Source organism: Tunturiibacter gelidiferens (genome assembly GCF_013410115.1).
Taxonomy (GTDB): domain Bacteria; phylum Acidobacteriota; class Terriglobia; order Terriglobales; family Acidobacteriaceae; genus Edaphobacter; species Edaphobacter gelidiferens.
Genome location: NZ_JACCCV010000001.1, coordinates 326,480 through 351,009 on the forward strand (window position 1 = coordinate 326,480; position 24,530 = coordinate 351,009).

A 24,530-nucleotide genomic window follows, 5' to 3' on the forward strand; every position below is an offset into this window, starting at 1 on the left:
GTGTTGGGCGCTCCGCTCCGGCAAGACGAGGGGTGCATTAAGATGTGCCCTATGAGGACTTCCTTTCTTGTGCGGCTTGCTGGGGTTTGTCTGCCAATGATGAGTTGGCTGGCTGTTTGTTCGTCTGCGTGTGCGCAGGAGAGGAGTGAGCCGGGGAAGTTCGATTTTTATCTTATGAACCTTTCGTGGGGGCCTGAGTTCTGTTCGGTGCCCGGGGCAGGTCCGGAGTGTAAGGCGACTCGTGGATTTGTGTTGCACGGTTTGTGGCCACAGAACTACGACGGATCGTATCCGGTGAACTGCGCGGAGCGACCGGGACCTTTGCAGCCGGAACGGAATCTGGATATCACTCCTGACCTGCCGCTGCTGGAGCATGAGTGGAGTAAGCACGGCACCTGCACCACAATGTCGCCAGAGGAGTTCTTCGGGCTGGAACGTCAGGCGTTTCATTCGGTGAGGATTCCAAAGAAGCTGCGGAAGCTGAAGCATGAGGAGCCGATGAGGCCGAAGGATATTGTCGATCTGTTTGCGAAGGCGAATCCCTCGTTCCCGCAAGAAAGTGTGGTTGTGAGTTGCGCAGATCATCGGTTGACCGCGGTTGAGGTTTGTCTGGCGAAGGATGGCTTGATGCCTATATCTTGTCAGGGCTTGCGGGAGTGCGATGCGGATGCATTCCGCGTCGTGGCTCCGCCACTGAAGTAAGCGCGTGTGCGGTACGAAGAAGGTAGGATTCTGGTTATGGGTACGGAGCGGCTAAAGGTTACGGTTGGGGTTTGCGGTGGGATTGCGGCTTATAAGTCGGTGGAGCTGGTGCGGCTGCTGCAGGATGCCGGGTACGACCCGCATGTGGTGATGACGGCGGCGGCGGAAGAGTTTGTGAGGCCGCTGACGTTTGCGGCGATCTCCGGACATAAGGTGATTACTTCGTTGTGGGGCGAGGAGGCGGGGACTGGGTCGAGCGAGGATGACTCGTCGGGCGAGAGTGGCGGCGGAGCGCCGAGCAGTATCGAACATATACAGGCGGCGCAGTCGACCAAGCTGCTGGTGGTAGCTCCCGCGACGGCGAATATGCTGGCGAAGTTTGCCCATGGGTTGGCAGATGATTTTCTTTCGACGATGTACCTGGCGACGACGGCTCCGGTGATTGTGGCTCCGGCGATGAATGTGAATATGTGGGAGCATCCGGCTGTGCAGGCGAACGTGGCGACGCTAAGGGCGCGGGGCGTGAAGGTGATTGAGCCTGGGAGTGGGTATCTGGCATGCGGGATGGTGGGGGGTGGAAGACTGGCGGAGCCGGCGGCGATTGTAGATGCGATTGTGGAGACATTGGCTGAGAGCACGAAGGGCGCGGGGAGTGGGGGTGGGGATTTCACTGGTGAGACGGTGCTGGTGACAGCCGGGGGGACGCGGGAGGCGATCGATCCGGTGCGGTTTATCGGGAACCGGTCGAGTGGGAGGATGGGGTACGCGGTGGCTGCGGCGGCGAGGAGACGTGGAGCGAAGGTGGTGTTGATCAGTGCTCCGACTGGGTTGCCCTGTCCGGCGGGGGTTGAGGTGGAGCAGGTGGTGACGGTGGAGGATATGCGAGCGGCAGTGATGGCTCGGCTGAATGAGATGACCGTGGTGGTGATGGCTGCGGCAGTGAGTGACTACCGGGTGAAAGATGTTGCGGGGCAGAAGATGAAACGCGAAGGAGCGCAGGCAGTCTCGTTGGAACTGGCGGGGACTGTGGACATTTTGCGCGAGGTTGTTGGGCGGCGACGGGATGGGACTCTGGTGGTGGGGTTTGCCGCCGAGACCGAGAATGCTGTGGCGAATGGCCGCGCCAAGCTGGAGCGCAAAGGCGTGGATGCGGTGGTGGTAAACGATGTTTCGAAGGATGGAGTTGGGTTCGATTCGGAGCAGAATGCGGGCAGCTTTCTGACGAAGGAAGGCGCGGTTGAGTTTCCGGTGATGAGCAAGACGGAGATGGCAGAACGGATCCTTGACGAGGTGCTGAAGCTGCGAGAGGGGGCGGAGCACTGAGAAGCGGTCCTGCCGGACGGGCCTCCTGCGCGGAGGGCGGCCACTTCGTGACGGGTATACCTTTTTCGTGAAGCTACGATCTATCGTGGTCCTCCCGTTGGTAGGGATCCTCTTCCGTTGGCCTCCGGAGGCATTTTTTGCCGGGCACAATTCGCGGCTGCCGGTGCACTGTGGCCGCGCGAACTAGTAAACTAACGGCACATGAGTTTCCGCAAAGCGTTTCTCCTTCTTGCCATCGTTGCCCTTGTCAGTGCTTCCTCCGCTCACGCTCAATTTGGCGTTTATGGAATGTTCACCGTAGATCGGCTCAGCAATATTGCTTCGTCGCCGGAGCAGACTCCCAATGTAACCAGCACACGCGCCAATACGGTGGATCCGCTGGGTGGCACGGGCGGCGTCTACTACGATTTCAAGAAGCTTGGGCCGGTAACGCTGGGAGCGGATCTCCGTGGCAGTATTCTGACGACTAAGCGCGGGGCCTATCAGAACTTTAATGGTGGGGGAGCGAGAATTTACTCGACGCTGGGCGGCGTGAGGTTTGTCTTTCATACTCCGTTGGCGCCCCTGAAGCCTTATGCTCAGGGCTCGTTTGGCCTTGGCCGTACGGATTACGGGCTGTTGTACACCCAAGCCGGGGTCACCAACAGTGGGATCGTCGGGAACAGCCCAATTCTACGAAACAACTTTGAGTATGAGGGTATTGCCGGGCTGGATATCAAGTTGCTTCCGATCCTTGACTACCGCGTCGCCGAGTTCGCTTACGGCGGCCTGAACCCGTTTGGGGACAAGAGCCACAACTACCCGATCAAACAGGTCAGCATGGGGTTTGTCTTTCATCTTCCGTTCTAAGAGCGCGGGGTCGCGAGAGGATAGTGCATGCGCGTAGCTCTGTTCGGTGGCAGTTTCGACCCGCCGCATCATGGTCATCTCGCTGTAGCTACGGCGGCGGCGGATGCATTTGCACTGGATAGCGTTTTTTTTGCTCCTGCGGGCCGTCAGCCTTTGAAGCTTAATGGCACGGTAACTCCTTTTGAAGATCGGCTTGCGATGGTGGAGCTGGCGTGTCTTGGGGATCGTCGCTTTACAGCCTCGAAGCTCGATGCGCCGCGTGTAGATGGCGCACCGAACTACACGGTGGAGACTCTGAGCGAGTTGGCGCAGAGGATGCCGGAGGCTGAGCTCTTCAATCTGGTGGGGGCGGACAGCTTCCTCGGCCTGCCGCGATGGCACGAGCCCGAACGTCTGTTGCAGCTCGCGGAGTGGATCGTCGTGAGCCGGCCGGGTTTCCCGATTGCGAGTCTTTCTTCGCTGGAGCTTGATGCGCATCAGCAAAGCCGCGTCCATCTGCTTGGTAATGTTCATGACGATACTGCGGCCACGGGGCTACGCGAACGGCTGGAAGCGGGCGATCCTTGTATCGATCTGATCGCGCCGCGTGTTCTGGACTACATACAGAGTCACCACCTCTACCAATAGTGCAGACCCATTTTGGTTCTGCTGATTTCGTCTTCGTCGAAACTTTGTTTTCCTCGAAACTTTCCTGAATGGAAGTGTGTCTGTACAAGCATTGCGTCTTGATAGGGGTCCTCTTTTTGTTTGTTGAGCCGCCCCTTTAGTGCGTGCAGTAGCAGAACCGTAACTTCTATGACAGAGCTTTTGGCATATCCCGCACTCCCTACCTTTCGCGATCCTGCGGGCAGCGTCGAGGTTCGTCCGGATGGAGCTTACCGGAGCGTTCGCGCTCCCTTCGACGAGGAGATGCTTGCGTTTCTGGCAACGCCGCTGGCTTCAGAGCTGGTGGCCCAGGGAAGGCTCGTGGCGAGCGAGGTGGTGTCGCCTGAGAACGCGGAGACGCTTGTGCTGCGGCATCCGCGCATCTCTTTCCAGTCCTATCCGTGGGAGTGGAGTCCGGGGATGTGGCTTGCAGCGGCAGAGCTCACACTGGGTTTGTGCAGCGATTTGGTCGAGCAGGGTTGGCAGTTGAAGGACGCAACACCTTTGAACGTGTTGTTCCAGGGGCCGCGGCCGATCTTTGTCGATGTGCTTTCGATTGAACGCAGAGACCCGCATCAACCGATCTGGCTTGCTTATGGCCAGTTCGTCCGAACCTTTCTGTTGCCGATGCTGGCTTACTCCCGGCTGGGATGGCCCCTGGAGATCTCGCTGACACGCCGCGATGGATATGAACCAGAGGAGGTCTATCCGGCACTCTCGTTGGCTTCGCGGTTGCGGCGGCCTGCGCTGTCCACCGTTACGCTACCGTCACTGCTCGCGAAGACGAAGAAGGGTAAGGCCGGCAAGGTAACACCGCGATCCGTGAAAGATCCGGGGCTTGCAAAGCAAATTCTGCTGAGGACGCTGAGGACGCTGAGGACTGATATGCGGCATGTGACGCCGGGCCACCGCTCCTCGACCTGGTCGCACTACGCTGAGACGGCGTACCACTACAGCGACGAAGACCATGACGATAAGCGGAGGTTTGTGAGCGATGTGCTGGGGAAGGCGCGGCCTGCGAAGGTGCTCGACGTGGGTTGCAACACCGGAGTGTATTCGAACCTGGCCGCGGACGCGGGTGCCGAGGTGGTCTCGATCGACACGGATCTGCAGGCGGTCGATCGGCTGTACGCAGGCCTAAAGGTGAGCGGGAAGAATATTCTTCCGCTGTGTGTCGATCTGGCTCATCCTAGCCCGGCCACTGGATGGGAGAATCGCGAGAGTGCCTCTTTCCTGAGCCGCTGTGCAGGCCATTTCGACACCGTGATGATGCTCGCCGTGTTGCACCACCTGCTGCTCCGCAATCAGATTCCGATGAATCGTATCGCGGCGCTTTGCAGCGAGCTGACGACGCGACACCTGATCGTGGAATGGGTGCCACCGTCGGATCCGAAGTTTCAGGATCTTCTGCGCGGAAGAGATGCGATGTACGAACACATTACTGAGGCAGCATTTCGCGAGGCCTTTGCGAAGCATTTCACGGTCTTCGACGAGCTGAAGCTGGCGAATGGGCGCATCTTGTTTCATCTAGGGAAGAGATAAGACGCATGGCGGGGCACCCGGGGGTAGCGGTGAGCGAGCCAGTGTCTACGTCGGTTCAGGACTATTCCTGTGAGGCAGGAAGTTGCTGTTACCCTTGCAGACGCTGGCTTCAAGAGCCGCAACCCGCTACCATGGAACTCCAAGGAGTCTCATGCCCTCAATTGAAAGCAATCAGCTGCTGCTCGCTGCGGCTGCGGCCTGCGAAGACAAGAAAGCTGAAGATATCCGCATCCTCGCGCTGGATCCGGCCGAGAGCGGCCTGACCGATTACTTCCTGATCTGTAACGGAACCAACGACCGGCAGAATGTGGCCATCACGGACGAGATCGAGCTTCGCCTGAAGCGCGAGTTTGGGGTTTATCCCAACTCTGTCGAAGGACGCCGCCAGGCCGAATGGATTTTGATGGACTATGTCGATTTCATCGTCCATGTTTTCTCGGCCGAGAAGCGTGCGTTTTACGGATTGGAGCGACTGCGAAAGTCTGCGACTACGATCAGCGTGGCCGATCTCCATGCTGAAGTCAAAGCATCGCTCACGACGAGGCGCCCAAAGAAGACGCCCGCGCCCACGGCTCCGAAGAAGATCGCAGTCGCCAAGAAATCCAGCGCGGTCGTAAAGAAGGTTGCGGCGAAGAAGACAACGAAGAAGACTGTTTCCGCAGCCAAGAGCAGTAAGGTGACCGCGACTAAAACAGGCAGAAAGCCATCTACGAAGAAGTAAGACGGGGCTTTGCTGCAAGGGTGAAACCTGTCTTTGACTGGAAAGGTAAGGGCTGGGACTCATCTCGAGTTCGCCGCCTTTCTGCTTTGTGATTGATCGGCAGGTAAGGCTGCCGACAAAAGGATGGACGCGTAGAAGCATCGGTTACGCCAGTCGATTCGAGGATGCTGGTTGCGGCTCCGATCCTTTGGGCCGAGCGATGGTGCTGACTGCTCCGAAAAGAGGCACACTGTTGAGATGAAGCTGATTCTTGCAGCTGTGCTCGCCCGCCAGTTTCGGTCTAAATCGGAGGCTGGTGATCGACTGATCGATGAGTACATGAAGCGCACGGCTCGCTACGCCACTTGTACCTCTGAACTGTTTGATTCGGAGGCAGGGTTGCTGACATGGCTGGATCGACAGGCGGGGAGGACGCCGGCTTATGCGCTTCTGCTTGATAGTCGCGGACAGCAGTACAGCTCTGACGAGTTTGCTGGTCAGATTGGGCGGCTTCGCGATGAGGGGACCCAGCGGCTGGTGCTTGCGATTGGTCCGGCGGACGGCTGGTCGCCGGCGGCACGGCAGCGGGCAGATCTACTTCTTTCTTTGGGACGCATGACGCTGCCTCACCAACTAGCGCGGGTCGTGCTTGCTGAGCAGGTGTACCGCGCCTTTACCATCCTGGCCGGCCACCCCTATCACTCAGGTCACTGACCATCGGGGGTCATTGCTCAGGCGTCGGCACGGGCGCCATGTAGGTTGCGAGCACGCTCCTACTCGTCAATTCGTGCATCTTTGGCTTTGCGAGGTTTTGAGGTGATCGTTTCGACTATGCACTTTTCGGAGACGCGTTGCGGATTGGCGCATTTGCCTGCTGCCGCTCGCGTGAACGCACGATAGAGACGATCCACGTCCACCTGCCCTTTTCGGCCCTGTGCCTCGAGAGCGGAGTGCATGGCCGACAACAGCTCTGACCTTAGTTCATGGAAGATCTTGTCGATATAGATGTACGGCAATTGACCCTCCGCGGCCCTGTGCACACGATACATGGGCCACGCGTGGTGATGAGCGACAGAGGCAGGCCTCCGCCATCTGTTGCCTTTGCCTCACTTGGGCCAAAAGTGCCAGACTGGTACCCCGAAATAATGAGGGGCGGCTGGCTCTCGGGGTTATGGTCGAGTGTTGCCATCGAGACTCTCGGACAGCCGTTCGCTCTGGGCAGAGACCGTCATAATAGAGTGCGATCTTATCGTCCATCCCACAATAGATGGTTCTTTTGTGTAGGTTGAGCGCATGTTTTTTCTTAATTAGAAAGCGTCGATGGCCTAGGCTGATGCAAGCGCACATTTGCGCACTAGGAGCCTTCCCCATGAATAAGTCGATCCGCAATCTCGCGCTCACCGCCGCTGTCCTCTTCTCCACCGCTGCTCCCATGTTTGCAAACATGACAGGCGGCAATCCGCATCCGCAGGTAGCTTCTGTTGCTCTTTCTCTGGGCGACTACGCAAGTATCGTCATCTCCGTCTTCGGGCTGTAAGATCGTTCCGGATAAGCCTGCGAGGCAGGAATGAACTTTCCGGCTCTGGACAACATCATTTGGGCGGCGAACTTTGTCGGTCTCGCCGCCCTGCTGCTCGTGCTGCTGCTTCGTCAGCGGTGGAGGCGGTTCCCTGTCTTCACCGGCCTTATCACTTATTCGATCCTGGTGTCGATTGCACTTTTCCTAATTTCCCGTCACAGCACGCCGAAGATGTACAAGATCACGTATTGGATTCTCGCAGGCGGTGACTTTCTTTTTCAGCTTGGTATGATCTTCGAGATCGCCCGAGTCGTCTTGCGTCCAACTGGAACCTGGATTCGGGATGCACGTTCTTCGTTTGTGCTGGTCGGGATGACTGGCACAGCCATCGCGGCCGGACTTTGTCTTGCGATAAAGACACCTCCGGGTTCAACCGCGGGAATTTGGGAGATTCGGGGAGACCTTTTCACTGCGTTGCTCGACTGTGAGCTTTTTCTTGCGATGCTCTTTGCTTCCAATAGGTTAGGGTTGGAATGGCGTAACCATGTGATGGCTTTGGCCCAAGGGTTAACCCTTTGGGCGTTCGGTTCCGCCGTTAGCGACCTAGCCAGTATCTTTCTGGGGTGGACCCAGCAGTATCGAGTTGTCCAGCTTTTCCCCTCTTTCCTCTATATAGCCGTCCTACTGTATTGGATCGTCGCCTTTTGGAGGCCGGAACGTGTCCGCGCGCCTCTGTCGAACGAAATGAAAGATTATCTCGTTGCTCTTCACAGCCGAGTGCAGTACGATCTTCAGCAGGTCACTCGGACGCGCGACCACACGTAACCCATATGGCACCTATAGTCATTACCGCTCTGGTTACTATCCTGTTAGGCTGCGCGCTTCTCCATTCGTATTTGACGGCACGGCGTTTGGCTCGCTGTACGTGGGAGGAGCTGGTGGCGAAGCTTCATCCGGTTGAATCCAAGGGAGTCATGACTGTGGCGCTGAACCACCTTGTGCCGCAGAAGGACGCTCTTGAGCTGGAACCGGCAGAGATGTGGAGTTTGATGGGCGGCCTTGAAGGGGTTCAGCGTATGCGAGAAAACGCCCGGATCCTGGTCGCGCTCGCCTCCTATGTGGAACGCTGGAACTTCGACGAAGGCATCATCATTGCTGAACGTATGCGCCGCGATGGTTTGCAGCTGCGTCGCGCTGTCACGCAGATTATGCTGGCAACCTTCTTCGGAAGGCAACAGATGCGAATTCCTTTTTATCTCCATGAAGTGGCATCTTCGTACTACCTGATGCGGCAGAGGTTGCTGGTTCTGTATGAGACCAACCATGCCGGCCTCTACTCCCGTCTCGCCGAAGCGCTCTGACTCCAGCTCAACTACCAACACACCGCGCGAACTGTTCAGTCGTTACAATGAACAGGGCAGCGGTCGAAAGGGCATGCACGGATGAGTTGGTTCAAGCGCGAAGATAACGAGATCGTCAACGACTCGGAGAAGACGGTTCGGACCGAGGGACTGTGGATCCGTTGCCCCGACTGCGGCAAGATTCTATTCAAGGCCGAGCTTGAAGCGAACCAGCACGTCTGTTGGCATTGCGGTCATCACTTCCGCGTTGATGCTCGTACGCGCATTGAGAACTTGCTGGAGCCGGGGTATGAGCTTGTCGACCTGGAACTTCGCTCGACCGATCCGTTGAACTTTACCGATCTGAAGCCCTACAAGCGGCGGCTTGCGGAGGCACAGACGAAGACGGGCCTGAACGACGCAATCGTCAACGCAATTGGGCAGCTTGGGCCGCACAGCGTTGTCCTGAGCGTAATGGAGTACGCCTTTATCGGCGGGAGCATGGGCGCAGTTGTTGGGGAGACGATTGCGCGTGCGGTCGACCGCTCGCTGGCTACACGACATCCGCTAATCATCGTTGCGGCCTCGGGTGGCGCGCGCATGATGGAGGGCATCGCTTCGCTGATGCAGCTGGCGAAGATCTCTGCGGGCCTGGCGCGCCTGGATGACGCGAAGATTCCGTATATCTCCGTGATGACGGATCCGACTACTGGTGGTGTCACGGCAAGCTTCGCTATGCTTGGCGATCTGAATATCGCAGAGCCGGGGGCTTTGATTGGCTTTGCGGGGCCTCGCGTGATTGAGCAGACGATTCGGCAGAAGCTGCCGGAGGGTTTTCAGAGATCAGAGTTCTTGCTTGAGCATGGGTTTCTTGATGCGATTGTCTCGCGTAAGGAGATGAAAGATTATCTCTCGCAGACCTTGAGCTGGATGGGCGCTTAGGCGCCTTCGTGAATCGCATATGCAATCGGCGAGTCCATCACGCACAGCGCTTCGCGTAGCACTACGCCGCGCGGCGCACCAACTCTATGACGCGAAGCCCCTCGTCTTCGAGGATCCTGTTGCTGTTCCAATCCTCGGCGATTCCTACGCGGAGGAGTTGCGCCGGACGCCGACTCGCAATCCAGATCGAAAGGATCGTCCGTTCTCTGTTGGTCTGCGGGCCTTCCTGGTTGCACGTAGCCGCTACGCCGAAGACACGCTTGTTCAAGCTGTTTCACAGGGTGTCAGCCAGTATGTTTTGCTGGGGGCGGGCCTCGACACGTTTGCCCATCGCAATCCCTATCCGCAACTTCGCGTCTTCGAGGTGGATCACCCGGCGACGCAGCAGTGGAAGCGCGAGCTTCTTGAGAGCACTGCGCTATCTACACCAGGAAACCTTACTTATGTGTCGGTGAACTTTGAGGAGCAGACTCTGCTTGATCAGCTGCAGGCGGGCGGGTTCAACGCGAAGGCGTCGGCGGTGTTCGCGTGGCTTGGCGTGGTCCCGTACCTTACGCTTGAGGCCTTCCGCGCTACGGTGGGGTTCCTTGCATCGCAGGCCGCTGGCAGCGCGCTCGTTCTTGACTACGGTCAACCGCGATCCGCGCTCCCATTCTTTGAGCAACTGGCTCACGACTCTCTCGCTTCGCGGGTTCAACAGGCAGGAGAGCCGTTCAAACTCTTCTTTGCTCCACCTGAGATCGCAGCTGAACTCAGCGTGTTCCGCAGTCTCGAAGATCTTGGGTCTGCTGAGATCAACGCCCGCTACTTCGCAGATCGCGTCGACTCGCTGAAAGTCCTTGGGAATGCCGGGCGGCTGCTCAGTGCATGGCTTTGAGGATCGGTGCAGAGCTACCCATCGTAGGATTGAGTAACCAGTTGCGAACTGGCTTTCGACTGATCGACCGACAATGAGCGATGAGCGCTGCAAGCACAAACAGGAGACGACTGTCGCATGACGAAGACGAAGAACGCTGTTCACCGCTGCGCATGGGCCGACAACGATGCATTGACGCGGACTTATCACGACGAAGAGTGGGGCGTGCCGGAGCGCGACAGCCGCGTGCTGTGGGAGGCTTTGATGCTAGACGGTTTTCAGGCAGGGCTGTCGTGGCTCACCATCCTCCGGAAGCGCGAGGCTTTTCGCAAGGCATTTCGTAACTTCGATCCAAAGAAGGTTGCGAAGATGGGTGAAGCGGATGTCGAGCGCCTGCTACAGAATGAAGGCATCATCCGCTCGCGCGCCAAGATCGAAGCGACCATCAATGGGGCGCGGATTTATATGGCAATGGCGGATGCGGGAGAAGACTTTTCGGCTTACGTATGGAAGATGGCTGGTGGTAACCCTATTCAAAATAGCGGGCCGGTTCCGGCGAAGACTGAGTTGTCGGAGGAGATCTCTGCAGCGCTGAAGAAGCGTGGCTTCAAGTTTGTCGGACCCGTCATCGTGTACGCGTGGATGCAGGCTGTCGGCATTGTGAATGACCATAGCCCGGATTGCTTTCGGCGTAAGACCGTCTGAGCGGTCCGGCAGTTTTGGCAGAGGAGCGCTGTAGTGGCGGGAGTCCGGCTACTGTGCGGCTTTGGTGGCAAACATCCCTGCGACGGCGAGATTCGCGGTTAGCTCCGGTGGAAAGCCGTGTCGTTGCTCCAGCCACGCGGGATCGTTCCAAGAGAGCAGCACCTTGCCGTCGGCTCCTTCAGCAACGAGAATCTTTAGTGGAAGATCGAGGGCTGCACTGGGCGCGGCAAGCATGACGGGAGTACCTGCCTTCGGGCTTCCGAAGATCAACAGCTTTGTGAGGTGCATCTCCAAGCCCGCTGCGGCCGCTTCGCCGGAATGGTCTACGGCTGCAAACAGCTTGACACCCTTCTCTTTGAGGAGAGCCTCCAGCCGGGAGACAGTTTCGTCGACGGAGTAGCGGCTGGTGCAGGTTTTTATTCCTTCGCGGGTCTGCTGGTCAGTCATCATCAAACCTCCGAGATAAGTTTGGCCACCTAACGAAGATACCCCCTTGGAAGGGGGTATCTGGGGTTTCGTACTGAGAGTTCTTTTGCGTTTTTATTTCGCTCCGTCGGCGAGAGGAACTGCGTTCGGATAGATTCCGGGAATGGGCGCGGTCATTTGCTTCTCCAACTCCGGATGCGGGAAGGGCTTGCGCGGCATCATGGCCTCGCGCTCGCTGGTGTTGTAGAGGAAGATCGCCTCAACGACAGCTGCCTGCTCGAGGTCGAGCGCGTGCAGACGGTCGTAGGTGTCCATGTCGGAGTGGTGGGTTCGCGTGTCGTAATCCATCGGATCCTGAATGTACTGGAAGCCGGGTAAACCGACCGCATCGAAGGACAGGTGATCGGTGCCGCCGGTGTTGCGGTAAGAGATCGTCGTTACGCCGAGATCGGCAAGGGGCGCGATCCACTGCTTGAAGATCGGAGCGATGGCCCAGTTTTCCTGCGTGTAGACGCCGCGTACCTTGCCGGTCCCGTTGTCCAGGTTGTAGTAGGCGTCGAGGGTCTCCCACTCCTTTGTTGTAGAGAGAGCTCCGTGCTGACGCAGGAACGAGGGTACACTTGCCGGCTCAGGAACCTTTGGCTCGGCGAAGGTTCCGAAGTGCTGTTTGACGTATCCCTGTGAACCGAAGAGCCCTTGCTCTTCGCCGGACCAGAGCGCAATACGGATGGTGCGCTTCGGCTTGACGCCAAGCGACTTCAGGATTCGAACGGCCTCCATTGCGACGATCGAACCTGCACCGTTATCGGTTGCGCCGGTGCCGGAGATCCAGCTGTCGAGATGGCCACCAACCATGACGACCTGATCCTTCAGCTTCGGATCTTTTCCGGGAATCTCTGCAACCGTGTCGAAGCCATGCTCGTGGTCGCCGGTGAACTTCGTCTCGATGTTGAGCTCGAGCGTGACTGGGACGTGGTTTTCTACCAGGCGTCCGAGGCGGTTGTAGTGCTCGATCATCATTACAGCGTTGGGGATGGTGACTGCGTTTTCCTTCTTCTGCGCATCACGGGCGAGGTTTGCTCCGTTGTCATCGAAGACGATGCCGGTTCCCCCACCGTCGCCGCCATCGCGGCTCGGTGTCAGCACGGCGAGCGAGCCTTCGTCTGCCATCATCTTGAGTGCGGCTTTGCGAATCTCGGCGATCTTCATACGCTCGGCGAGAAACTTTGCAAACTCCGGAGAGCCCGGGGTGAAGCGTCCACCACGTGCCTCATAGGTTTCCATCTCCTTGAGCTCTGCGTCGGTGTAGCGGCGAAAGAGCGGCTCGGTGATGTCGGGCGTTGGGCGCATTGCGCCAAGGAGGACGATTTTGCCTTTGAGCGTGCCTTTGTACTTTTCAAGATCGCCCAGCTCCTAGACGTTCATGTAAACCACCTCGCCGGTGACTGGGCCGTTGGTGGACGGAGACCAAGGGGCAGCCTGCGCCCACAGCGGTTCGGGATCGGGCGATACCATTCGCACCCAGGTGTTGATCTGCTGCCAGCCCATCCCGAATTCGCCCCAGTCTTCGAGGTGCGCGTTTTCGAGGCCAATCTTCGTCAGGGTGTCGCGGGTCCAGGCGTTGGCCTTCGCCATATTCGGCGAGCCGGTAAGACGCGGTCCGATTCCGTCAGCCAGTGCTCCACCAAACTCCATGACGTGGGAGTGTTTGAAGCCCTCTTCGCGGATGCGCGCATACATCGTCAGATCGATGTTCTCGGTCGCTGGCTGGGGTCCGTAGTAGGAAGGCGTCTCGACCGCGGCATCTTTGGCTTTCTTGTCGGCGGCGACGGAGGGAACGGCGAGGCTCGCAATTGCGGCCGCACTGCAGCCCCAACGCGCAAAGGCACGAACGAATGACATACTTGATGGTCCTCCAGGAAGTGTTTCTGAGAGCGAAGAATAGCAGATATCACCGACCGACCGCATCGAGCCATTACCTCTCAATTTTGTTGGGCCGCTCGAATGCATTGTGGAGGGATTCTTAGCTTTTGCGAAGCTGCCGGCGTATCCAGAGGGTACCGAGGTACGAGAGCGTCACCAGCAACACCAGCACACCCACCGGGAGTCCGACCCGCGTGTAAGTTAGCGAAAAATCAACCGCGTGGTGTGTTGCCGTGTTGTAGAAGAGAATTCCGAGGATTGCGCAGAAGGTCGCCGCGAAGAAGGCCGCAAACCCTAGCGCAAAACTCATCAGAAGGCTGGTAAACCAGCCGAGGTCGCCCAAAGGCACACCAAAGAGATATCCCGCGCCAAAGGTTCGAGGTGAGGCCGAGGTTTCGTTCTGCGATGCTTGCGCCATACCAGTAGAATACTGCTTTATGGCAGAAGGCGTTCAGAGCGAGTTGGTGCAGGCGGCGCAGGTAATGCGCGAAGCAGTGGTGCGGCAGGCGCCAAACGGGATTCGCTATGCAGCATTTGGCGATAACACCCTCGAGAATAATGATCTTGAGCACATGGCCCAGGCCGTGCCGATCGCCATCGCCGGCGCGATTTCGCGCAAAACGTACTATTTTGTACCGCTTGCTTTGAGCGAGGCACGTGGCAGCGAAGCCACGATGGTTGCGCCGGCCTACACGCCCGAGCTAGGCGATCAGGCCATCTGCCATCGCAACGTAACGCACGATGGCACGGAAGGTGTCTTCATCTCTACGCGGCTGCTGGGGGACCGCTTCGCCCTGGCCTTCGAGTTCTTCATCAACGTCGGCCATGCCTTTGTCGATGCGGTCGGCGTTCCCCAGGCCTTTGACCAACTTGTCTGGGGACAGGCTCTGGCTGATGTTCGCGGCGAAACCAGCCAGGATGCCTGGGAGAGTCGCGGTCTAGCCCTTGGCGCTAAGACGGAAAAGATTGATGGCAAACCGGTGATCGACGAGAAGGCCAAGACTGCGTTTCTCGAATCCGCCTTCTCCGACGCAATCGCCATCTACCAGCTTTCGCTCTCTGTGGACTTCGACTACTCCGAACTTCGGGAGCGTGAGTATCCGCTACTCGCGCCGCTGGCCCTTGCGGACCGCCTTCGGCTCGTGGCGCGGCTTTTTCCCCCTAATCCTACGTACGAGTTTTCCATCCGATACCGCCGACGCGCCTGAGTTGTCCCTTCACGACAAGATTTCGGCGAGTTTCTTTGACTTCGAAGCGCGTACCTTTCTCTCAGAATCAAAGCGCGGCACAGACCCCGGCATTCAATCCTTCAAAGCAAAAGGGCGAAGCTTATAATTTCGCGAGCGGAGTCGGTGACTGGGATGGAGACGCGCTATGCGTTCGATGCGGATTTCGATTGCAACGACGGCATTCTGTATGTTGACCGGCTATGCTCAGCAATCGCCCTATGCGCAATCGGCGACGCCTAATTCGGTGCCAGCCGGAAACCCGACACTAGCGATTCAACCCGCTGTCCTGGCAGTGGCATCGGGCGATACGGTTTCTGAGGCTAACCGCGAGATGATATCCAAAGATTTGATGGACAAAGTGAGAAGGGCGGCGACCGAACAAAGCGTAAATTCACCGGAGTTTCGCATTTCGCAACATGCCGATTACTTTCCCATGCGGTATGGGCTCGAGCCAGTACTTCCCATGAGTTCGATTATTGAGTGGACGGGGCCTGGACGGGGTCCGGAACGGCTCTCAGTCGTTGAGTCGGTTGACGATTTGAGCTTGTCCACTTCGGTGATGGAGCGCGCAATTCAGATGAGCTGGGATGGTCACCGTCTCGCCTGGGAGAGGGATGGGCGTCTGCATCCGGGCCGATATCTGTGGCGCATTGCCGTCCACGATGGCAATGGAAGGGTCTTCGCATCGGCAGCACAGAAGATCGCAGTAGAGGCGCCTCAGAAGGCATTGATCGAGGTGAGCAGCGTGATCATGGGCAAGTCCTGCGAGGAGCAGGTTGGATCGGTGAATGGCCTGCGACGGCGAACGACAGTCGATCGCGAGGATGACGAAATACTACATTCGCAGATTGACCCGATGCGCGCGGTAGACTGCAGGATCAAGCCTGAGGCTTCCGATAGGTTCGCGCCATCAGACCGGCTTCATGCTTTTGTGCGGATCTATCCAAATGGGAAGCTCGAAAAGCGTGGAGCCTCGAGTTGGACCGCAAAGTTTATTTTGCGGTCAAAAGACAATCCCATTGCGACCGAAAAAGAGACGGCTTTCAGAGTCGATTCGGCTTCCGGCTACCTCGCTTACGTAGAGATGTCACTGGACACTCCCGGTATGCCCCCCGGTCAATACGCGCTGGACGTCGTCATGCGGGGTCCGGGTATTCGCAAGGAGCTAAAAGAGTCTCGTTCGATCTCGATTCAGCCACCCGTTGCTGCCCAAGAGAAAAATGCCGCGGCGGAGATTCGCAAACACGTTGACGAATGAGACCGAATCAGCCGAGACACACCCAATCGCTTAGGACGGAGGACGAGAATGCCTGCAATCCGAAACTGCAAACAGTGTTGCCAGAAGAACCGTATCGCCGCAAATCACCTTTCAGACACTGGCCGTTGCGGCTCGTGTAAAACTCCGCTGTCACCGCTCGATGAGCCGCTGCAAGTAGACGCGGCGCTCTTCGATGAGATTGTCCAGAGCTCTCGCGTCCCCGTTCTCGTCGACTTCTGGGTGGAGTGGTGTGGGCCGTGTCACGCCGCCGCTCCCGAGGTTGCACGCACTGCAAAGGATATGGCCGGCCACGCGCTTGTGTTGAAAGTTGATACCGACAAGCAGCAGCAGTGAGTGTACCCGGACATGCGTTACGTTGTGGACCTGAGACATCCGTTACAAGCCCCTTGCGGTGGCGATGGGTTCGCGTTGAGCGGGCACGAGAAGTCATATGTCCAGCCGTCGAGGCTGTGGGAATGTGGGAATCCCGAAGGGATTTCCAAAGAGTGTGGGAAGGGTGGGAAGCCGGCTTCATGGCTTTCCATGCTTTCCATACTCTGTCATTTCCATGGCCTGCTTTTTCGCGCGGCAAGTGCTGAATAATCCGATATGCCGCCACCCAGTGCACTGTGCCGCACTCGCCACGAGATGCCCATCGGTACTCATCCTTGGCAATGAGTGACTCGGCGATTTAGCACTCAGTGAAGAGGATTCGTGAAGAAAAACACTTTCTTTTACCAATTGAGTGCGCATGTGAGCTTGCCTCTAAAGATCATTACAGCGGATCCAAGATATTCTTGACAATAAGGCAAAAACAATTGAGTGTCAGTAAAGTGATAATGCAGATTCAATTGTCCGGTGGCATATGAAAAACTTGTCTAACTCCTTGAAAAAAAGGAAACATAATTCAAAAGCTACCGACGCTACCACTGTGGAAGAATCGATTCGGCCTTATGCAATTGCCGACAAGCTGCGCACCTTGCGCTTGCGCCGCAGCATGGGGCTCGCGCAGCTCGCCGAACACTCCGGATTTTCACCTGCTATGTTGTCGCGCCTCGAGAATGGCCGACTGGTGCCGACTTTGCCAACACTTACGCGTATTGCCTTGGTCTTCGGCGTTGGACTCGATTATTTCTTCACTGATCCGCGGAAGCGTCACGTTGTGGCCATCTCACGGTGCAATGAGCGCAAGGTATTCCCATCCGATCCGAAATCAACTTCTACCTCGTGGTCCTTCGAAAGCCTCGACTTCCGTGCTAACGAGCGGAAGCTGAATGGCTTCCTGGCACACTTCCATTCATTGCCTGAGCAGAAACTCACACCGCATTTTCATCCAGGTGTAGAGTTGCTGTACCTCATCGAGGGGGAACTGGAGATGACGATCGGTGTTGAAAAGTTCCAGCTCTCAGCCGGAGATTCTGTCTACTTCGATTCGCTGCAGAAACATGCCTATCGAAGTCTGGTCAAAACGCCGTGCACCGCAGTTGTGATCACTACGGCATCTTCCACGTAGGAGAGCATGCTGCGCATGCGAAATTGGACGTGTTTACGGATCAGCAATCAAAGCTGACTTCTTTGCTTGTGAAGCAAATGATTCCATTTTGAGAGCTCAACTCCCGCCGTAACCTCACCAGGGGAACCTATGGTTGGGGTATGAGCTTTGATCCAAGAGATAGAAAAAGACACATCGCAATCGTGGGAGCCGGACCTGGCGGACTCGCCACTGCGATGCTTCTTGCGCAGCGGGGCTTCCGGGTTCAAGTCTTCGAAAAGCAGGATGTCATCGGTGGCCGCAATGCAGAACTCCGCCTTGGCGAGTATAGCTTCGATCTGGGGCCGACGTTCCTGATGATGAAGTTTTTGCTCGATGAGCTCTTTGTTGAAGGAGGCCGCCGCTCGAGCGACTACCTGCAATTCCATCGGCTCGATCCGATGTACTCGCTCAATTTCCCGGACAAGACAATGCTTGCGCGCTCTGACCCGGATGCTATGAAGGCGGAGATTGAAAAGCATTTCCCTAGCGAAAGCGCTGGCTTCGACCGCTTCCTGAGGCGCGAGAGTCTTCGGTTTGAAAAGCTCTATCCGTGTCTGCAGCAACCCTACGGCACTCTCGCCAGCCTGATCAGTCCCACGCTGCTCGCAGCCGCCCCCCATGTTGCCGCAGGACGTTCGCTGCACAACGTGCTCGCCGATTATTTTCGCTCAGAAGAGCTCCGCCTCGCGTTTACGTTCCAGTCGAAATATCTCGGGATGTCACCGTGGGATTGCCCTGGTCTCTTCACCATGATTCCGTACACGGAGCACGCCCATGGCGTGTATCACGTCATGGGTGGCCTTTGCCGAATTAGCCAGGCCTTTGCAGAGGTTGCCCGTGAAGAGGGCGCTGAGATTCACACCTCTACACCGGTCGCTCGAGTTCTTCTTAATGGACGACGCGCCTGCGGCGTCGAGCTTGCGAGCGGCGAAAAGATCTACTGTGACGACGTCGTACTCAACGCCGACTTCGGCCATGCCATGACCATGCTGTTCGATGAGAAGGATCTTCGTCGCCACAAGCCATCGAACCTCCGCAAGCGAAAGTTCTCATGTTCGACTTTCATGATGTACCTCGGTCTCGATCGTGAATATGACGATGTCGAGCACCACACGATCGTCTTCGCGAACAACTACAAAAAGAACATCGAAGACATTTCGCATGGTCGTTCGACCTCAGAAGACATGTCGGTTTACATTCGAAACTCGAGCAAGACGGACCCGTCCAGTGCGCCCGCGGGCCACTCCGCGCTATACATCCTCGCCCCGGTGGCAAACAACACCAGCGACATCAATTGGAAGGAATATAGCCGGCAATGTCGCGAGTACGTTCTCCGCATCCTGCGCAAACGTACGCCCTACGGCGATGTCACGCCGCACATTCGTGAGGAGATGATCCTCACTCCTGAGGACTGGGAGAAGCAGCACTCCGTCTTCCTGGGTGCCACCTTCAACATGGCACACAGCTGGGATCAGATGCTCTACCTGCGCCCTCACAACAAGTTTGAAGAGTTCTCCAATTGTTACCTGGTAGGTGGAGGCACGCATCCCGGCAGCGGACTGCCCACCATCTTTGAGTCGGCACGTATCTCTGCCAATCTGATCTGCGAGCAATATGAGGTCCCATATCCCGTTGCGAAGCCGCTGGAGCCGGCACTAGTATGACCTCTGCTACCTCAGATCGGATTCTTGCCCGAGCCCGTGCTGCGCAACCCGCGTGGGCCGCACTGACGGTCTCACGCCGGTGCGCCATTCTGGGAAACTTGCGCCACGAGATCGCCCTTCAGTGCGAATCAATCGCCGATACCATCGCGCGCGAGACTTCGAAACCACTGCTGGACGCTCTCTCCGGCGACGTGTTCGTCACTCTGGAGCATCTTCGCTACTACGAGTCCTATGCCGCGCGTATATTGCGTCCGCGCCGCATCGGTAAGTCGTTTTTCTTGTTTCATGGTGCTCGCTTCGAGACATCCTTCGAGCCGCATGGTGTGGCCATGATATTCGGCCCGTCGAATTATCCTCTCCAGCTATCGGTAATTCCTCTCATCACTGCGCTCGCTGCGGGCAATGCAGTGGTGCTCAAGTGTTCCGAGCGCACACCCAAAACAGCAACTGTGATCGCGAGGCTCTGCGCAAAGGCGAATCTTCCAGTCAACCTTGTGCAGGTGTTATACGACGGCCCTAAACAATCCGCGGCCCTCATTGATGCTCGCCCTGACTTCATCTTCTTCACCGGAAGCAGCCGTCACGGGCAGCAGGTCGCAGAACGCGCTGCGAAGCACCTCATCCCCACGGTCCTTGAGCTGGGGGGAAAGGATGCAAGCCTCGTCTTTGCGGATTGCCATTTAGACCGAGCTGTTGAAGGGATCACTTACGGCGCCTTTTCCAATGCGGGACGCGTGTGCGTTGCAGTCAAACGTGTCTATGTTGAAGCGTCCATCCATGACGAGTTTCTTGCCCGCCTAAAGCATCGCATCTCGATGCTTCGCGTTAATACTGATCCAGACGCAGACTTCTTCCCGCTGACTGAGGATGCGCAATCTGATGTTCGTGCCCAGGTCGAAGACGCACTCTCCTGCGGAGCCACGCTGCACTGGCCGCAAGATCGTGCCACGGCCGCATATGAGCCGACGCTCCTCACTGACGTTCCCGCCGAGGCCCGCATCCTTACCGAAGAATCCTTCGGCCCCGTGCTCTGTGTGGCTTCTTTCCGAGACGAGGCCAAAGCCATTGCACTTGCTAACGCGAGCCCCTTCGCGCTCAGCAGCAGCATCTGGACTCACAATCAAGCGCGTGCCCGTCGCGTCGCTGCCCAGCTCTCTGCCGGAAGCTGCAGCATCAATGACGTCATCCGTAACATTGCAAATCCTCATGCTGCATTTGGTGGAAATCGTCTGAGCGGGTACGGCCGCTATCATGGCCCCGAAGGTCTGCGCTCTTTCTCGCGCATGAGGACCATCATGGTCGCCAGCGATCGCCGCACTCGCGAAATCAACTGGTTCCCATTCAATAGCCGCACTAGGCACCAACTTGCCAGCTTGATCAGATTCCGACACGGAGCGAACGGTCTCCTGGGACGCCTCAGCCGCCTGCTCCTGCCTCTCCTGGTCAGTGCGGTACTTCCTCTCACCCTCGGTGCGCGGTCCAAAACGGAGACGCATTTCACCATTGACGTCTATCTCACGCAGCAGGCACAAGGCGAGTTAGCCTATCTCGTCTTTGCTTCACCCTCCGGATTTCCTGGTGACCGCGATAAGGCACTCCGTCACGGATTTCTTCCCATCCCCTCTAACGCCCAGCATCTCCGCATTGATACCGATCTCCCACCGGGCATCTATGCTGTCACCGTTTACGAAGACCTCAACAGCAACCACAAGCTCGATCACAACCTCATCGGCCTCCCGCGCGAGCCGGTCGGCGTCTCGAACAACCCACCTGCGCGTTTTGGTCCTCCGCACTTCGATGAGTGTTCATTCCACCTTGGAGACACTGCTCAAACCATCACTATCACCTTGGTACACGCATCATGAGAGCTACTGAAAGAAACAAACGTGTCATCGTCATCGGAGCTGGGCTTGGCGGCATGTCCGCTGCCATCATGCTCGCTCGCAGAGGCTTCCAGGTCACCATCCTTGAGAAGAACGCGCAGGTAGGTGGCAAGCTCAATCAATTGCAAACCAAAGGATTCAGCTTCGATCTCGGACCCTCGATCTTCACACTTCCTGAGATCTTTCGTCCCATCTTCGAAGGTGACGGCAAGCGACTTGAAGACTATATAACCCTGCAGCGCGTCGATCCGCAGTGGCGCAATTTCTTTGAAGACGGAGTCGTCGTCGACCTCTGGGAGGATCCCGAAAGAATGCGCACGGAGCTCGAGCGCTTCGGTCCGCAGGTCTTCGGCGAGTACAAGGACTTCCTCAATTACTCACGCCGCCAATACGAAATCCTTGAACGTGGCTATCTCCGCCATGGTCTCGATACGCTTGTACAATTCTTCCGCTTTTATGGATGGAAGGAGGCCCGCGACCTCGACTATCTGCACTCGATGTCCGGCAGCATCTATAAGCGTCTGAGCAATCGTTATCTTCGCGATATCTTCGAATACTTCATCAAGTATGTCGGCTCCAGCGCACTCGACTCGCCCGCTTTCATGAACCTCATGCCGACCATCCAGATGGATTTCGGCCTCTGGTATGTTTCTGGCGGTCTGTATCAGCTGGGCCACGCATTCCGCAGACGTCTTGAAGAGACCGGCGTTACGCTGTGTCTCGAGCATGAGGTTCAGCGCATCGACTACTCCGGCAGCACCGCCACTGGCGTGCAAGTCCGCAACTCTCATGGAGATTTTCGCACCTTGCCCGCCGATTACGTCGTCTCCAACATGGAAGTTATCCCCGCAATGCAGCGGTTGCTGCATTCGCCCGCTTCCACCATGAAGAAGCTGCGTCGCTTCGAACCATCCTGCTCCGGTATCATTCTGCACCTCGGACTGGATCGGGTCTATCCGCAACTCGCACATCACAACTTCTTCTATTCTGCTAATCTGCACGAGCACTTCCGCCGCGTCTTTCGTGACAAGAACCTGCCGGACGACCCAACCATCTATGTCGTCGCCCCTACCCGCACCGATCCATCGCAGGCACCACCCGGCTGCGACAACATTAAGATCCTGCCGCACATTCCATCAATCAATGACCGTAATTCCTACACACGCGAAGATTACGTTGCGCTGAAAGAACTCTGCCTCGACAAGCTTGAGCGTATGGGCCTCAACGATCTGCGGCAACACATCGTCGTTGAGGACTTCTGGACTCCATTTGACATCGAGACTCGGTACGCCTCCAATCGAGGCTCCATCTATGGTGTAGTCTGCGATCGCCGCAGTAACTTCGCTTTCAAAGCGCCTAAGCAAAGCCCTCAGTTCCACAATCTGTTCTTCGTTGGCGGCAGCGTCAATCCCGGAGCGGGCATGCCCATGGTCACGCTGGGTGGCCAACACGTCGCTCGGATGATTATCGAGCAAGCCGCCAAAGGAAAGCCATGATCATTCCAGCCCTCCTCGGCGTTGTCGGACTTCCCGCCGGCTTCCTGCTCATCCGGCGCGTTCCTACATGCCCTTCCGCTCAGTCTCACGATGCGACCAGTCTTTCTATCGTCATTCCAGCACGTAACGAGGAAGACAACCTTCCTCGCCTTCTGCGATCGATCGCTGCATCCGTAGCACAGCCGGCAGAAATTCTTGTCGTTGACGATGCCTCTACGGATAAGACTGCACCTATTGCACGAAGTCTTGGCGCGACCGTTATCACTTCAGCTCCGCTACCCGACGGTTGGACTGGCAAGGCGTGGGCGTGTCATCAGGGAGCCCAGCGTGCCATCGGCAATCATCTGCTTTTTCTGGACGCGGACACATTCTTTGTCGACGGAGGCCTGGACCGTCTCGTTGTTCGCTGGCTCCGCGAACGTGATCCAAGACTGGTCCTATCGTTGCTGCCTTACCATGCCATGAGCGCCACATACGAGCAGTTATCGCTCTTTTTTAATGTCCTCATGGCTGGCGGAGCCGGTGGGTTCGGTTTAGTCTCTGAGCCGCGACTCTTTGGCCAGTCGCTCCTCATCTCCAAAGAAACCTACTTCGCTGTTGGCGGTCACGCTGCTGTTCGCGGCTTCGTCCTGGAGAATCTCAATCTAGCCGACCTTATCGGCGCCTCAGGGACGCGCATCCTCTGTCTGGGTGGACGCGGCACTCTTCATATGCGTATGTTTCCAGAAGGTCTCGGCCAGATGTCCGATAGCTGGACAAAAGCTTTTATCCACGGAGCCGCAGTCTCGGACAGCCTTGTTCTTGCGTCAGCCGTGATGTGGATCTCCGCTCTCTGGTCTACCGCGATACTCCTGATCGTCCCGCGTGACTATGGCCGCCTCGGCGTGGCCGTCGTTTACCTGCTGCTCAGCCTGCAACTTGTCTGGCTCGCACGTCAGCTTGGCAGCTACCGTTTCCTCACCTGCCTGCTGTATCCGCTGCCGCTCGCATACTACTGCGCTGTATTCGGCCGTTCCGCCGCGCGCCGCGCTCTCCGCCGCAAGACTGTCTGGCGAGGGCGCGAAGTATGATCGCGCTGGTGTGGACGGCGAACGTCCTCGGCTGGCCCATCCTTCACATCGCCATCGGCTTCATGTCTCTCCGCGTCCCGCCCCAAGTCTTCGTACGCGACACATGGCTCACCGCCCCGCGCTCTTGGGAACAAGATGGGCATGTGTATCGGGATTGGCTCGCCATTCGAAAATGGAAATACCTGCTCCCGGATGGTGCACCTTGGCTTGGAGGATTCGCTAAGAAAAAACTCCTCAGCCGCAATCCCACTTGCATTGCTCGATTTCTCATCGAGACACGCCGAGCCGAAATCGCGCACTGGTTCATGCTAGGCTGCCTACCCATTTTCTTTATCTGGAATCCGCCATGGGCGCGCTGGGTGATGGCCTTCTACGCTCTCGCGGCGAACCTGCCCTGCATACTTGCGCAGCGCTATAACCGATTGGTATTTAACCGCATCGCTCGCTCTCGATGCCGCACTTTCGTCCGACTATGAACCCACCTGCACAGAAAATCAATCCAGGGTCTCGCAGGCGACGCTACCTGATCCATCTGTGCTGCACGTACGATGAAGGCAGTCATGCCTGCCGCTATGCCGCTCGCATCCAACTCTGGAGAGCCCGCAGCAGCGTTCACGCGAAGACCCAAGAGCGTGTCTTCACAGACGAATATGAACTCATTGAAAGCATTAATCCCCTGCTCCCTCAGGGCTCCGATGTCCGTAACGTTATCAGCCACATTGAAAATCCAGATGGCTTTCTTTATCTTCTCAATCTCAGTTCCGAGGAAGCGAACAGTCTGGGATGGCGGGAATAAATCGAGATTGTCTGATTATAGAGTTTGAGGATGAACAGAAAATCATGTTCGGTGAAAACGCTCAAGGAGTACTAACCCTTCGATGTATTCATCGAAGACTCGTCTGTAACGGTAAGCCGCCTTGTCTC

At 57.2% G+C, this 24,530-nt stretch carries 25 protein-coding genes and 1 pseudogene; 22 read left to right on the forward strand and 4 right to left on the reverse strand.

Going from position 1 to position 24,530, the window contains the following annotated elements; genetic code table 11:
* The first annotated feature begins 51 nt into the window (after positions 1–51).
* The 7 genes from HDF12_RS01360 (at position 52) to HDF12_RS01390 (ending at position 6,475) form a co-directional block, all read left to right on the forward strand.
* Positions 52–702, forward strand: coding sequence for a ribonuclease T2 family protein (locus tag HDF12_RS01360; RefSeq protein WP_179580625.1), 651 nt, complete (start codon positions 52–54; stop codon positions 700–702).
* A 36-nt stretch (positions 703–738) separates the two neighbouring features.
* A complete protein-coding gene (gene coaBC / locus HDF12_RS01365; protein WP_179580627.1) occupies positions 739–2,025 on the forward strand; it encodes a bifunctional phosphopantothenoylcysteine decarboxylase/phosphopantothenate--cysteine ligase CoaBC in 1,287 nt (428 codons plus the stop codon).
* A gap of 201 nt (positions 2,026–2,226) precedes the next feature.
* Entirely contained in the window at positions 2,227–2,874 is a 648-nt protein-coding gene (locus tag HDF12_RS01370) for a hypothetical protein (protein WP_179580629.1), read from the forward strand.
* A gap of 27 nt (positions 2,875–2,901) precedes the next feature.
* A complete protein-coding gene (gene nadD / locus HDF12_RS01375) occupies positions 2,902–3,501 on the forward strand; it encodes a nicotinate-nucleotide adenylyltransferase (protein ID WP_179580631.1) in 600 nt (199 codons plus the stop codon).
* A 168-nt stretch (positions 3,502–3,669) separates the two neighbouring features.
* Entirely contained in the window at positions 3,670–5,061 is a 1,392-nt protein-coding gene (locus tag HDF12_RS01380; protein WP_179580633.1) for a class I SAM-dependent methyltransferase, read from the forward strand.
* A 151-nt stretch (positions 5,062–5,212) separates the two neighbouring features.
* Positions 5,213–5,782 carry a ribosome silencing factor gene (rsfS, locus tag HDF12_RS01385; RefSeq protein ID WP_179580635.1) on the forward strand — a complete coding sequence of 190 codons (570 nt, stop codon included), beginning with the start codon at positions 5,213–5,215 and terminating at the stop codon, positions 5,780–5,782.
* Positions 5,783–6,019: 237 nt separating this feature from the next.
* A complete protein-coding gene (locus HDF12_RS01390) occupies positions 6,020–6,475 on the forward strand; it encodes a 23S rRNA (pseudouridine(1915)-N(3))-methyltransferase RlmH (protein ID WP_179580637.1) in 456 nt (151 codons plus the stop codon).
* A gap of 59 nt (positions 6,476–6,534) precedes the next feature.
* Here the strand turns inward: HDF12_RS01390 and HDF12_RS01395 are convergent, their stop codons facing one another.
* Entirely contained in the window at positions 6,535–6,777 is a 243-nt protein-coding gene (locus HDF12_RS01395; protein WP_179580639.1) for a hypothetical protein, read from the reverse strand.
* Positions 6,778–7,130: 353 nt separating this feature from the next.
* On the opposite strand from HDF12_RS01395, the gene HDF12_RS01400 reads away from it, so the two are divergent.
* The 6 genes from HDF12_RS01400 (at position 7,131) to HDF12_RS01425 (ending at position 11,123) form a co-directional block, all read left to right on the forward strand.
* On the forward strand, positions 7,131–7,298 hold the full coding sequence (locus tag HDF12_RS01400; protein WP_179580641.1) for a hypothetical protein: 168 nt from the start codon (positions 7,131–7,133) through the stop codon (positions 7,296–7,298).
* A gap of 30 nt (positions 7,299–7,328) precedes the next feature.
* On the forward strand, positions 7,329–8,105 hold the full coding sequence (locus tag HDF12_RS01405; RefSeq protein WP_179580643.1) for a hypothetical protein: 777 nt from the start codon (positions 7,329–7,331) through the stop codon (positions 8,103–8,105).
* A 113-nt stretch (positions 8,106–8,218) separates the two neighbouring features.
* Positions 8,219–8,641 (forward strand): hypothetical protein, encoded by a 423-nt coding sequence (locus HDF12_RS01410; RefSeq protein WP_348641616.1) that lies wholly within the window; start codon positions 8,219–8,221, stop codon positions 8,639–8,641.
* An 81-nt stretch (positions 8,642–8,722) separates the two neighbouring features.
* Positions 8,723–9,562, forward strand: coding sequence for an acetyl-CoA carboxylase, carboxyltransferase subunit beta (gene accD, locus HDF12_RS01415; RefSeq protein WP_179580645.1), 840 nt, complete (start codon positions 8,723–8,725; stop codon positions 9,560–9,562).
* Positions 9,563–9,581: 19 nt separating this feature from the next.
* Positions 9,582–10,439 carry a class I SAM-dependent methyltransferase gene (locus tag HDF12_RS01420; protein ID WP_179580647.1) on the forward strand — a complete coding sequence of 286 codons (858 nt, stop codon included), beginning with the start codon at positions 9,582–9,584 and terminating at the stop codon, positions 10,437–10,439.
* 117 nt (positions 10,440–10,556) lie between these two features.
* Positions 10,557–11,123: a DNA-3-methyladenine glycosylase I gene (locus HDF12_RS01425; protein ID WP_179580649.1), complete on the forward strand. Its 567-nt coding sequence runs from the start codon at positions 10,557–10,559 to the stop codon at positions 11,121–11,123.
* A 48-nt stretch (positions 11,124–11,171) separates the two neighbouring features.
* Here the strand turns inward: HDF12_RS01425 and HDF12_RS01430 are convergent, their stop codons facing one another.
* The 3 genes and pseudogenes from HDF12_RS01430 to HDF12_RS01440 all read right to left on the reverse strand — a co-directional run bounded on the left by HDF12_RS01430 (position 11,172) and on the right by HDF12_RS01440 (position 13,890).
* A complete protein-coding gene (locus HDF12_RS01430) occupies positions 11,172–11,573 on the reverse strand; it encodes a DUF302 domain-containing protein (RefSeq protein ID WP_179580651.1) in 402 nt (133 codons plus the stop codon).
* Positions 11,574–11,663: 90 nt separating this feature from the next.
* Positions 11,664–13,451, reverse strand: a pseudogene (locus tag HDF12_RS01435) (M20/M25/M40 family metallo-hydrolase).
* Positions 13,452–13,572: 121 nt separating this feature from the next.
* Positions 13,573–13,890 carry a hypothetical protein gene (locus HDF12_RS01440; RefSeq protein ID WP_179580653.1) on the reverse strand — a complete coding sequence of 106 codons (318 nt, stop codon included), beginning with the start codon at positions 13,888–13,890 and terminating at the stop codon, positions 13,573–13,575.
* 19 nt (positions 13,891–13,909) lie between these two features.
* On the opposite strand from HDF12_RS01440, the gene HDF12_RS01445 reads away from it, so the two are divergent.
* From HDF12_RS01445 to HDF12_RS01485, 9 genes are all read left to right on the forward strand, one after another.
* Positions 13,910–14,680: a hypothetical protein gene (locus HDF12_RS01445; RefSeq protein WP_179580655.1), complete on the forward strand. Its 771-nt coding sequence runs from the start codon at positions 13,910–13,912 to the stop codon at positions 14,678–14,680.
* Positions 14,681–14,846: 166 nt separating this feature from the next.
* Positions 14,847–15,959: a hypothetical protein gene (locus HDF12_RS01450; protein WP_179580657.1), complete on the forward strand. Its 1,113-nt coding sequence runs from the start codon at positions 14,847–14,849 to the stop codon at positions 15,957–15,959.
* A gap of 48 nt (positions 15,960–16,007) precedes the next feature.
* A complete protein-coding gene (locus HDF12_RS01455; RefSeq protein ID WP_179580659.1) occupies positions 16,008–16,313 on the forward strand; it encodes a thioredoxin family protein in 306 nt (101 codons plus the stop codon).
* A 520-nt stretch (positions 16,314–16,833) separates the two neighbouring features.
* A complete protein-coding gene (locus HDF12_RS01460) occupies positions 16,834–17,472 on the forward strand; it encodes a helix-turn-helix domain-containing protein (RefSeq protein ID WP_257025301.1) in 639 nt (212 codons plus the stop codon).
* A gap of 140 nt (positions 17,473–17,612) precedes the next feature.
* The gene (locus HDF12_RS01465; RefSeq protein WP_179580663.1) at positions 17,613–19,157 is read left to right on the forward strand and encodes a phytoene desaturase family protein; all 1,545 of its coding nucleotides are present in this window, start codon (positions 17,613–17,615) and stop codon (positions 19,155–19,157) included.
* Positions 19,154–21,022 carry an aldehyde dehydrogenase family protein gene (locus HDF12_RS01470; protein WP_179580666.1) on the forward strand — a complete coding sequence of 623 codons (1,869 nt, stop codon included), beginning with the start codon at positions 19,154–19,156 and terminating at the stop codon, positions 21,020–21,022. The genes HDF12_RS01465 and HDF12_RS01470 overlap by 4 nt, the downstream gene beginning before the upstream one ends.
* Positions 21,019–22,536 (forward strand): phytoene desaturase family protein, encoded by a 1,518-nt coding sequence (locus HDF12_RS01475; protein WP_179580668.1) that lies wholly within the window; start codon positions 21,019–21,021, stop codon positions 22,534–22,536. The genes HDF12_RS01470 and HDF12_RS01475 overlap by 4 nt, the downstream gene beginning before the upstream one ends.
* On the forward strand, positions 22,533–23,606 hold the full coding sequence (locus HDF12_RS01480; RefSeq protein WP_179580670.1) for a glycosyltransferase: 1,074 nt from the start codon (positions 22,533–22,535) through the stop codon (positions 23,604–23,606). Before HDF12_RS01475 ends, HDF12_RS01480 begins: the two co-directional genes overlap by 4 nt.
* Positions 23,603–24,082 carry a glycosyl-4,4'-diaponeurosporenoate acyltransferase CrtO family protein gene (locus tag HDF12_RS01485; protein ID WP_179580672.1) on the forward strand — a complete coding sequence of 160 codons (480 nt, stop codon included), beginning with the start codon at positions 23,603–23,605 and terminating at the stop codon, positions 24,080–24,082. The genes HDF12_RS01480 and HDF12_RS01485 overlap by 4 nt, the downstream gene beginning before the upstream one ends.
* The last annotated feature ends 448 nt before the right edge of the window (positions 24,083–24,530 follow it).

Excerpts from the sequence above, each read along its gene's own strand:
- HDF12_RS01360 (WP_179580625.1), top strand. The coding sequence starts at position 52 with ATGAGGACTTCCTTTCTTGTGCGGCTTGCTGGGGTTTGTCTGCCAATG.
- coaBC (WP_179580627.1), top strand. The coding sequence starts at position 739 with ATGGGTACGGAGCGGCTAAAGGTTACGGTTGGGGTTTGCGGTGGGATT.
- HDF12_RS01370 (WP_179580629.1), top strand. The coding sequence starts at position 2,227 with ATGAGTTTCCGCAAAGCGTTTCTCCTTCTTGCCATCGTTGCCCTTGTC.
- nadD (WP_179580631.1), top strand. The coding sequence starts at position 2,902 with ATGCGCGTAGCTCTGTTCGGTGGCAGTTTCGACCCGCCGCATCATGGT.
- HDF12_RS01380 (WP_179580633.1), top strand. The coding sequence starts at position 3,670 with ATGACAGAGCTTTTGGCATATCCCGCACTCCCTACCTTTCGCGATCCT.
- rsfS (WP_179580635.1), top strand. The coding sequence starts at position 5,213 with ATGCCCTCAATTGAAAGCAATCAGCTGCTGCTCGCTGCGGCTGCGGCC.
- HDF12_RS01390 (WP_179580637.1), top strand. The coding sequence starts at position 6,020 with ATGAAGCTGATTCTTGCAGCTGTGCTCGCCCGCCAGTTTCGGTCTAAA.
- HDF12_RS01400 (WP_179580641.1), top strand. The coding sequence starts at position 7,131 with ATGAATAAGTCGATCCGCAATCTCGCGCTCACCGCCGCTGTCCTCTTC.
- HDF12_RS01405 (WP_179580643.1), top strand. The coding sequence starts at position 7,329 with ATGAACTTTCCGGCTCTGGACAACATCATTTGGGCGGCGAACTTTGTC.
- accD (WP_179580645.1), top strand. The coding sequence starts at position 8,723 with ATGAGTTGGTTCAAGCGCGAAGATAACGAGATCGTCAACGACTCGGAG.
- HDF12_RS01420 (WP_179580647.1), top strand. The coding sequence starts at position 9,582 with ATGCAATCGGCGAGTCCATCACGCACAGCGCTTCGCGTAGCACTACGC.
- HDF12_RS01425 (WP_179580649.1), top strand. The coding sequence starts at position 10,557 with ATGACGAAGACGAAGAACGCTGTTCACCGCTGCGCATGGGCCGACAAC.
- HDF12_RS01430 (WP_179580651.1), bottom strand. The coding sequence starts at position 11,573 with ATGATGACTGACCAGCAGACCCGCGAAGGAATAAAAACCTGCACCAGC.
- HDF12_RS01440 (WP_179580653.1), bottom strand. The coding sequence starts at position 13,890 with ATGGCGCAAGCATCGCAGAACGAAACCTCGGCCTCACCTCGAACCTTT.
- HDF12_RS01445 (WP_179580655.1), top strand. The coding sequence starts at position 13,910 with ATGGCAGAAGGCGTTCAGAGCGAGTTGGTGCAGGCGGCGCAGGTAATG.
- HDF12_RS01450 (WP_179580657.1), top strand. The coding sequence starts at position 14,847 with ATGCGTTCGATGCGGATTTCGATTGCAACGACGGCATTCTGTATGTTG.
- HDF12_RS01455 (WP_179580659.1), top strand. The coding sequence starts at position 16,008 with ATGCCTGCAATCCGAAACTGCAAACAGTGTTGCCAGAAGAACCGTATC.
- HDF12_RS01465 (WP_179580663.1), top strand. The coding sequence starts at position 17,613 with ATGAGCTTTGATCCAAGAGATAGAAAAAGACACATCGCAATCGTGGGA.
- HDF12_RS01470 (WP_179580666.1), top strand. The coding sequence starts at position 19,154 with ATGACCTCTGCTACCTCAGATCGGATTCTTGCCCGAGCCCGTGCTGCG.
- HDF12_RS01475 (WP_179580668.1), top strand. The coding sequence starts at position 21,019 with ATGAGAGCTACTGAAAGAAACAAACGTGTCATCGTCATCGGAGCTGGG.
- HDF12_RS01480 (WP_179580670.1), top strand. The coding sequence starts at position 22,533 with ATGATCATTCCAGCCCTCCTCGGCGTTGTCGGACTTCCCGCCGGCTTC.
- HDF12_RS01485 (WP_179580672.1), top strand. The coding sequence starts at position 23,603 with ATGATCGCGCTGGTGTGGACGGCGAACGTCCTCGGCTGGCCCATCCTT.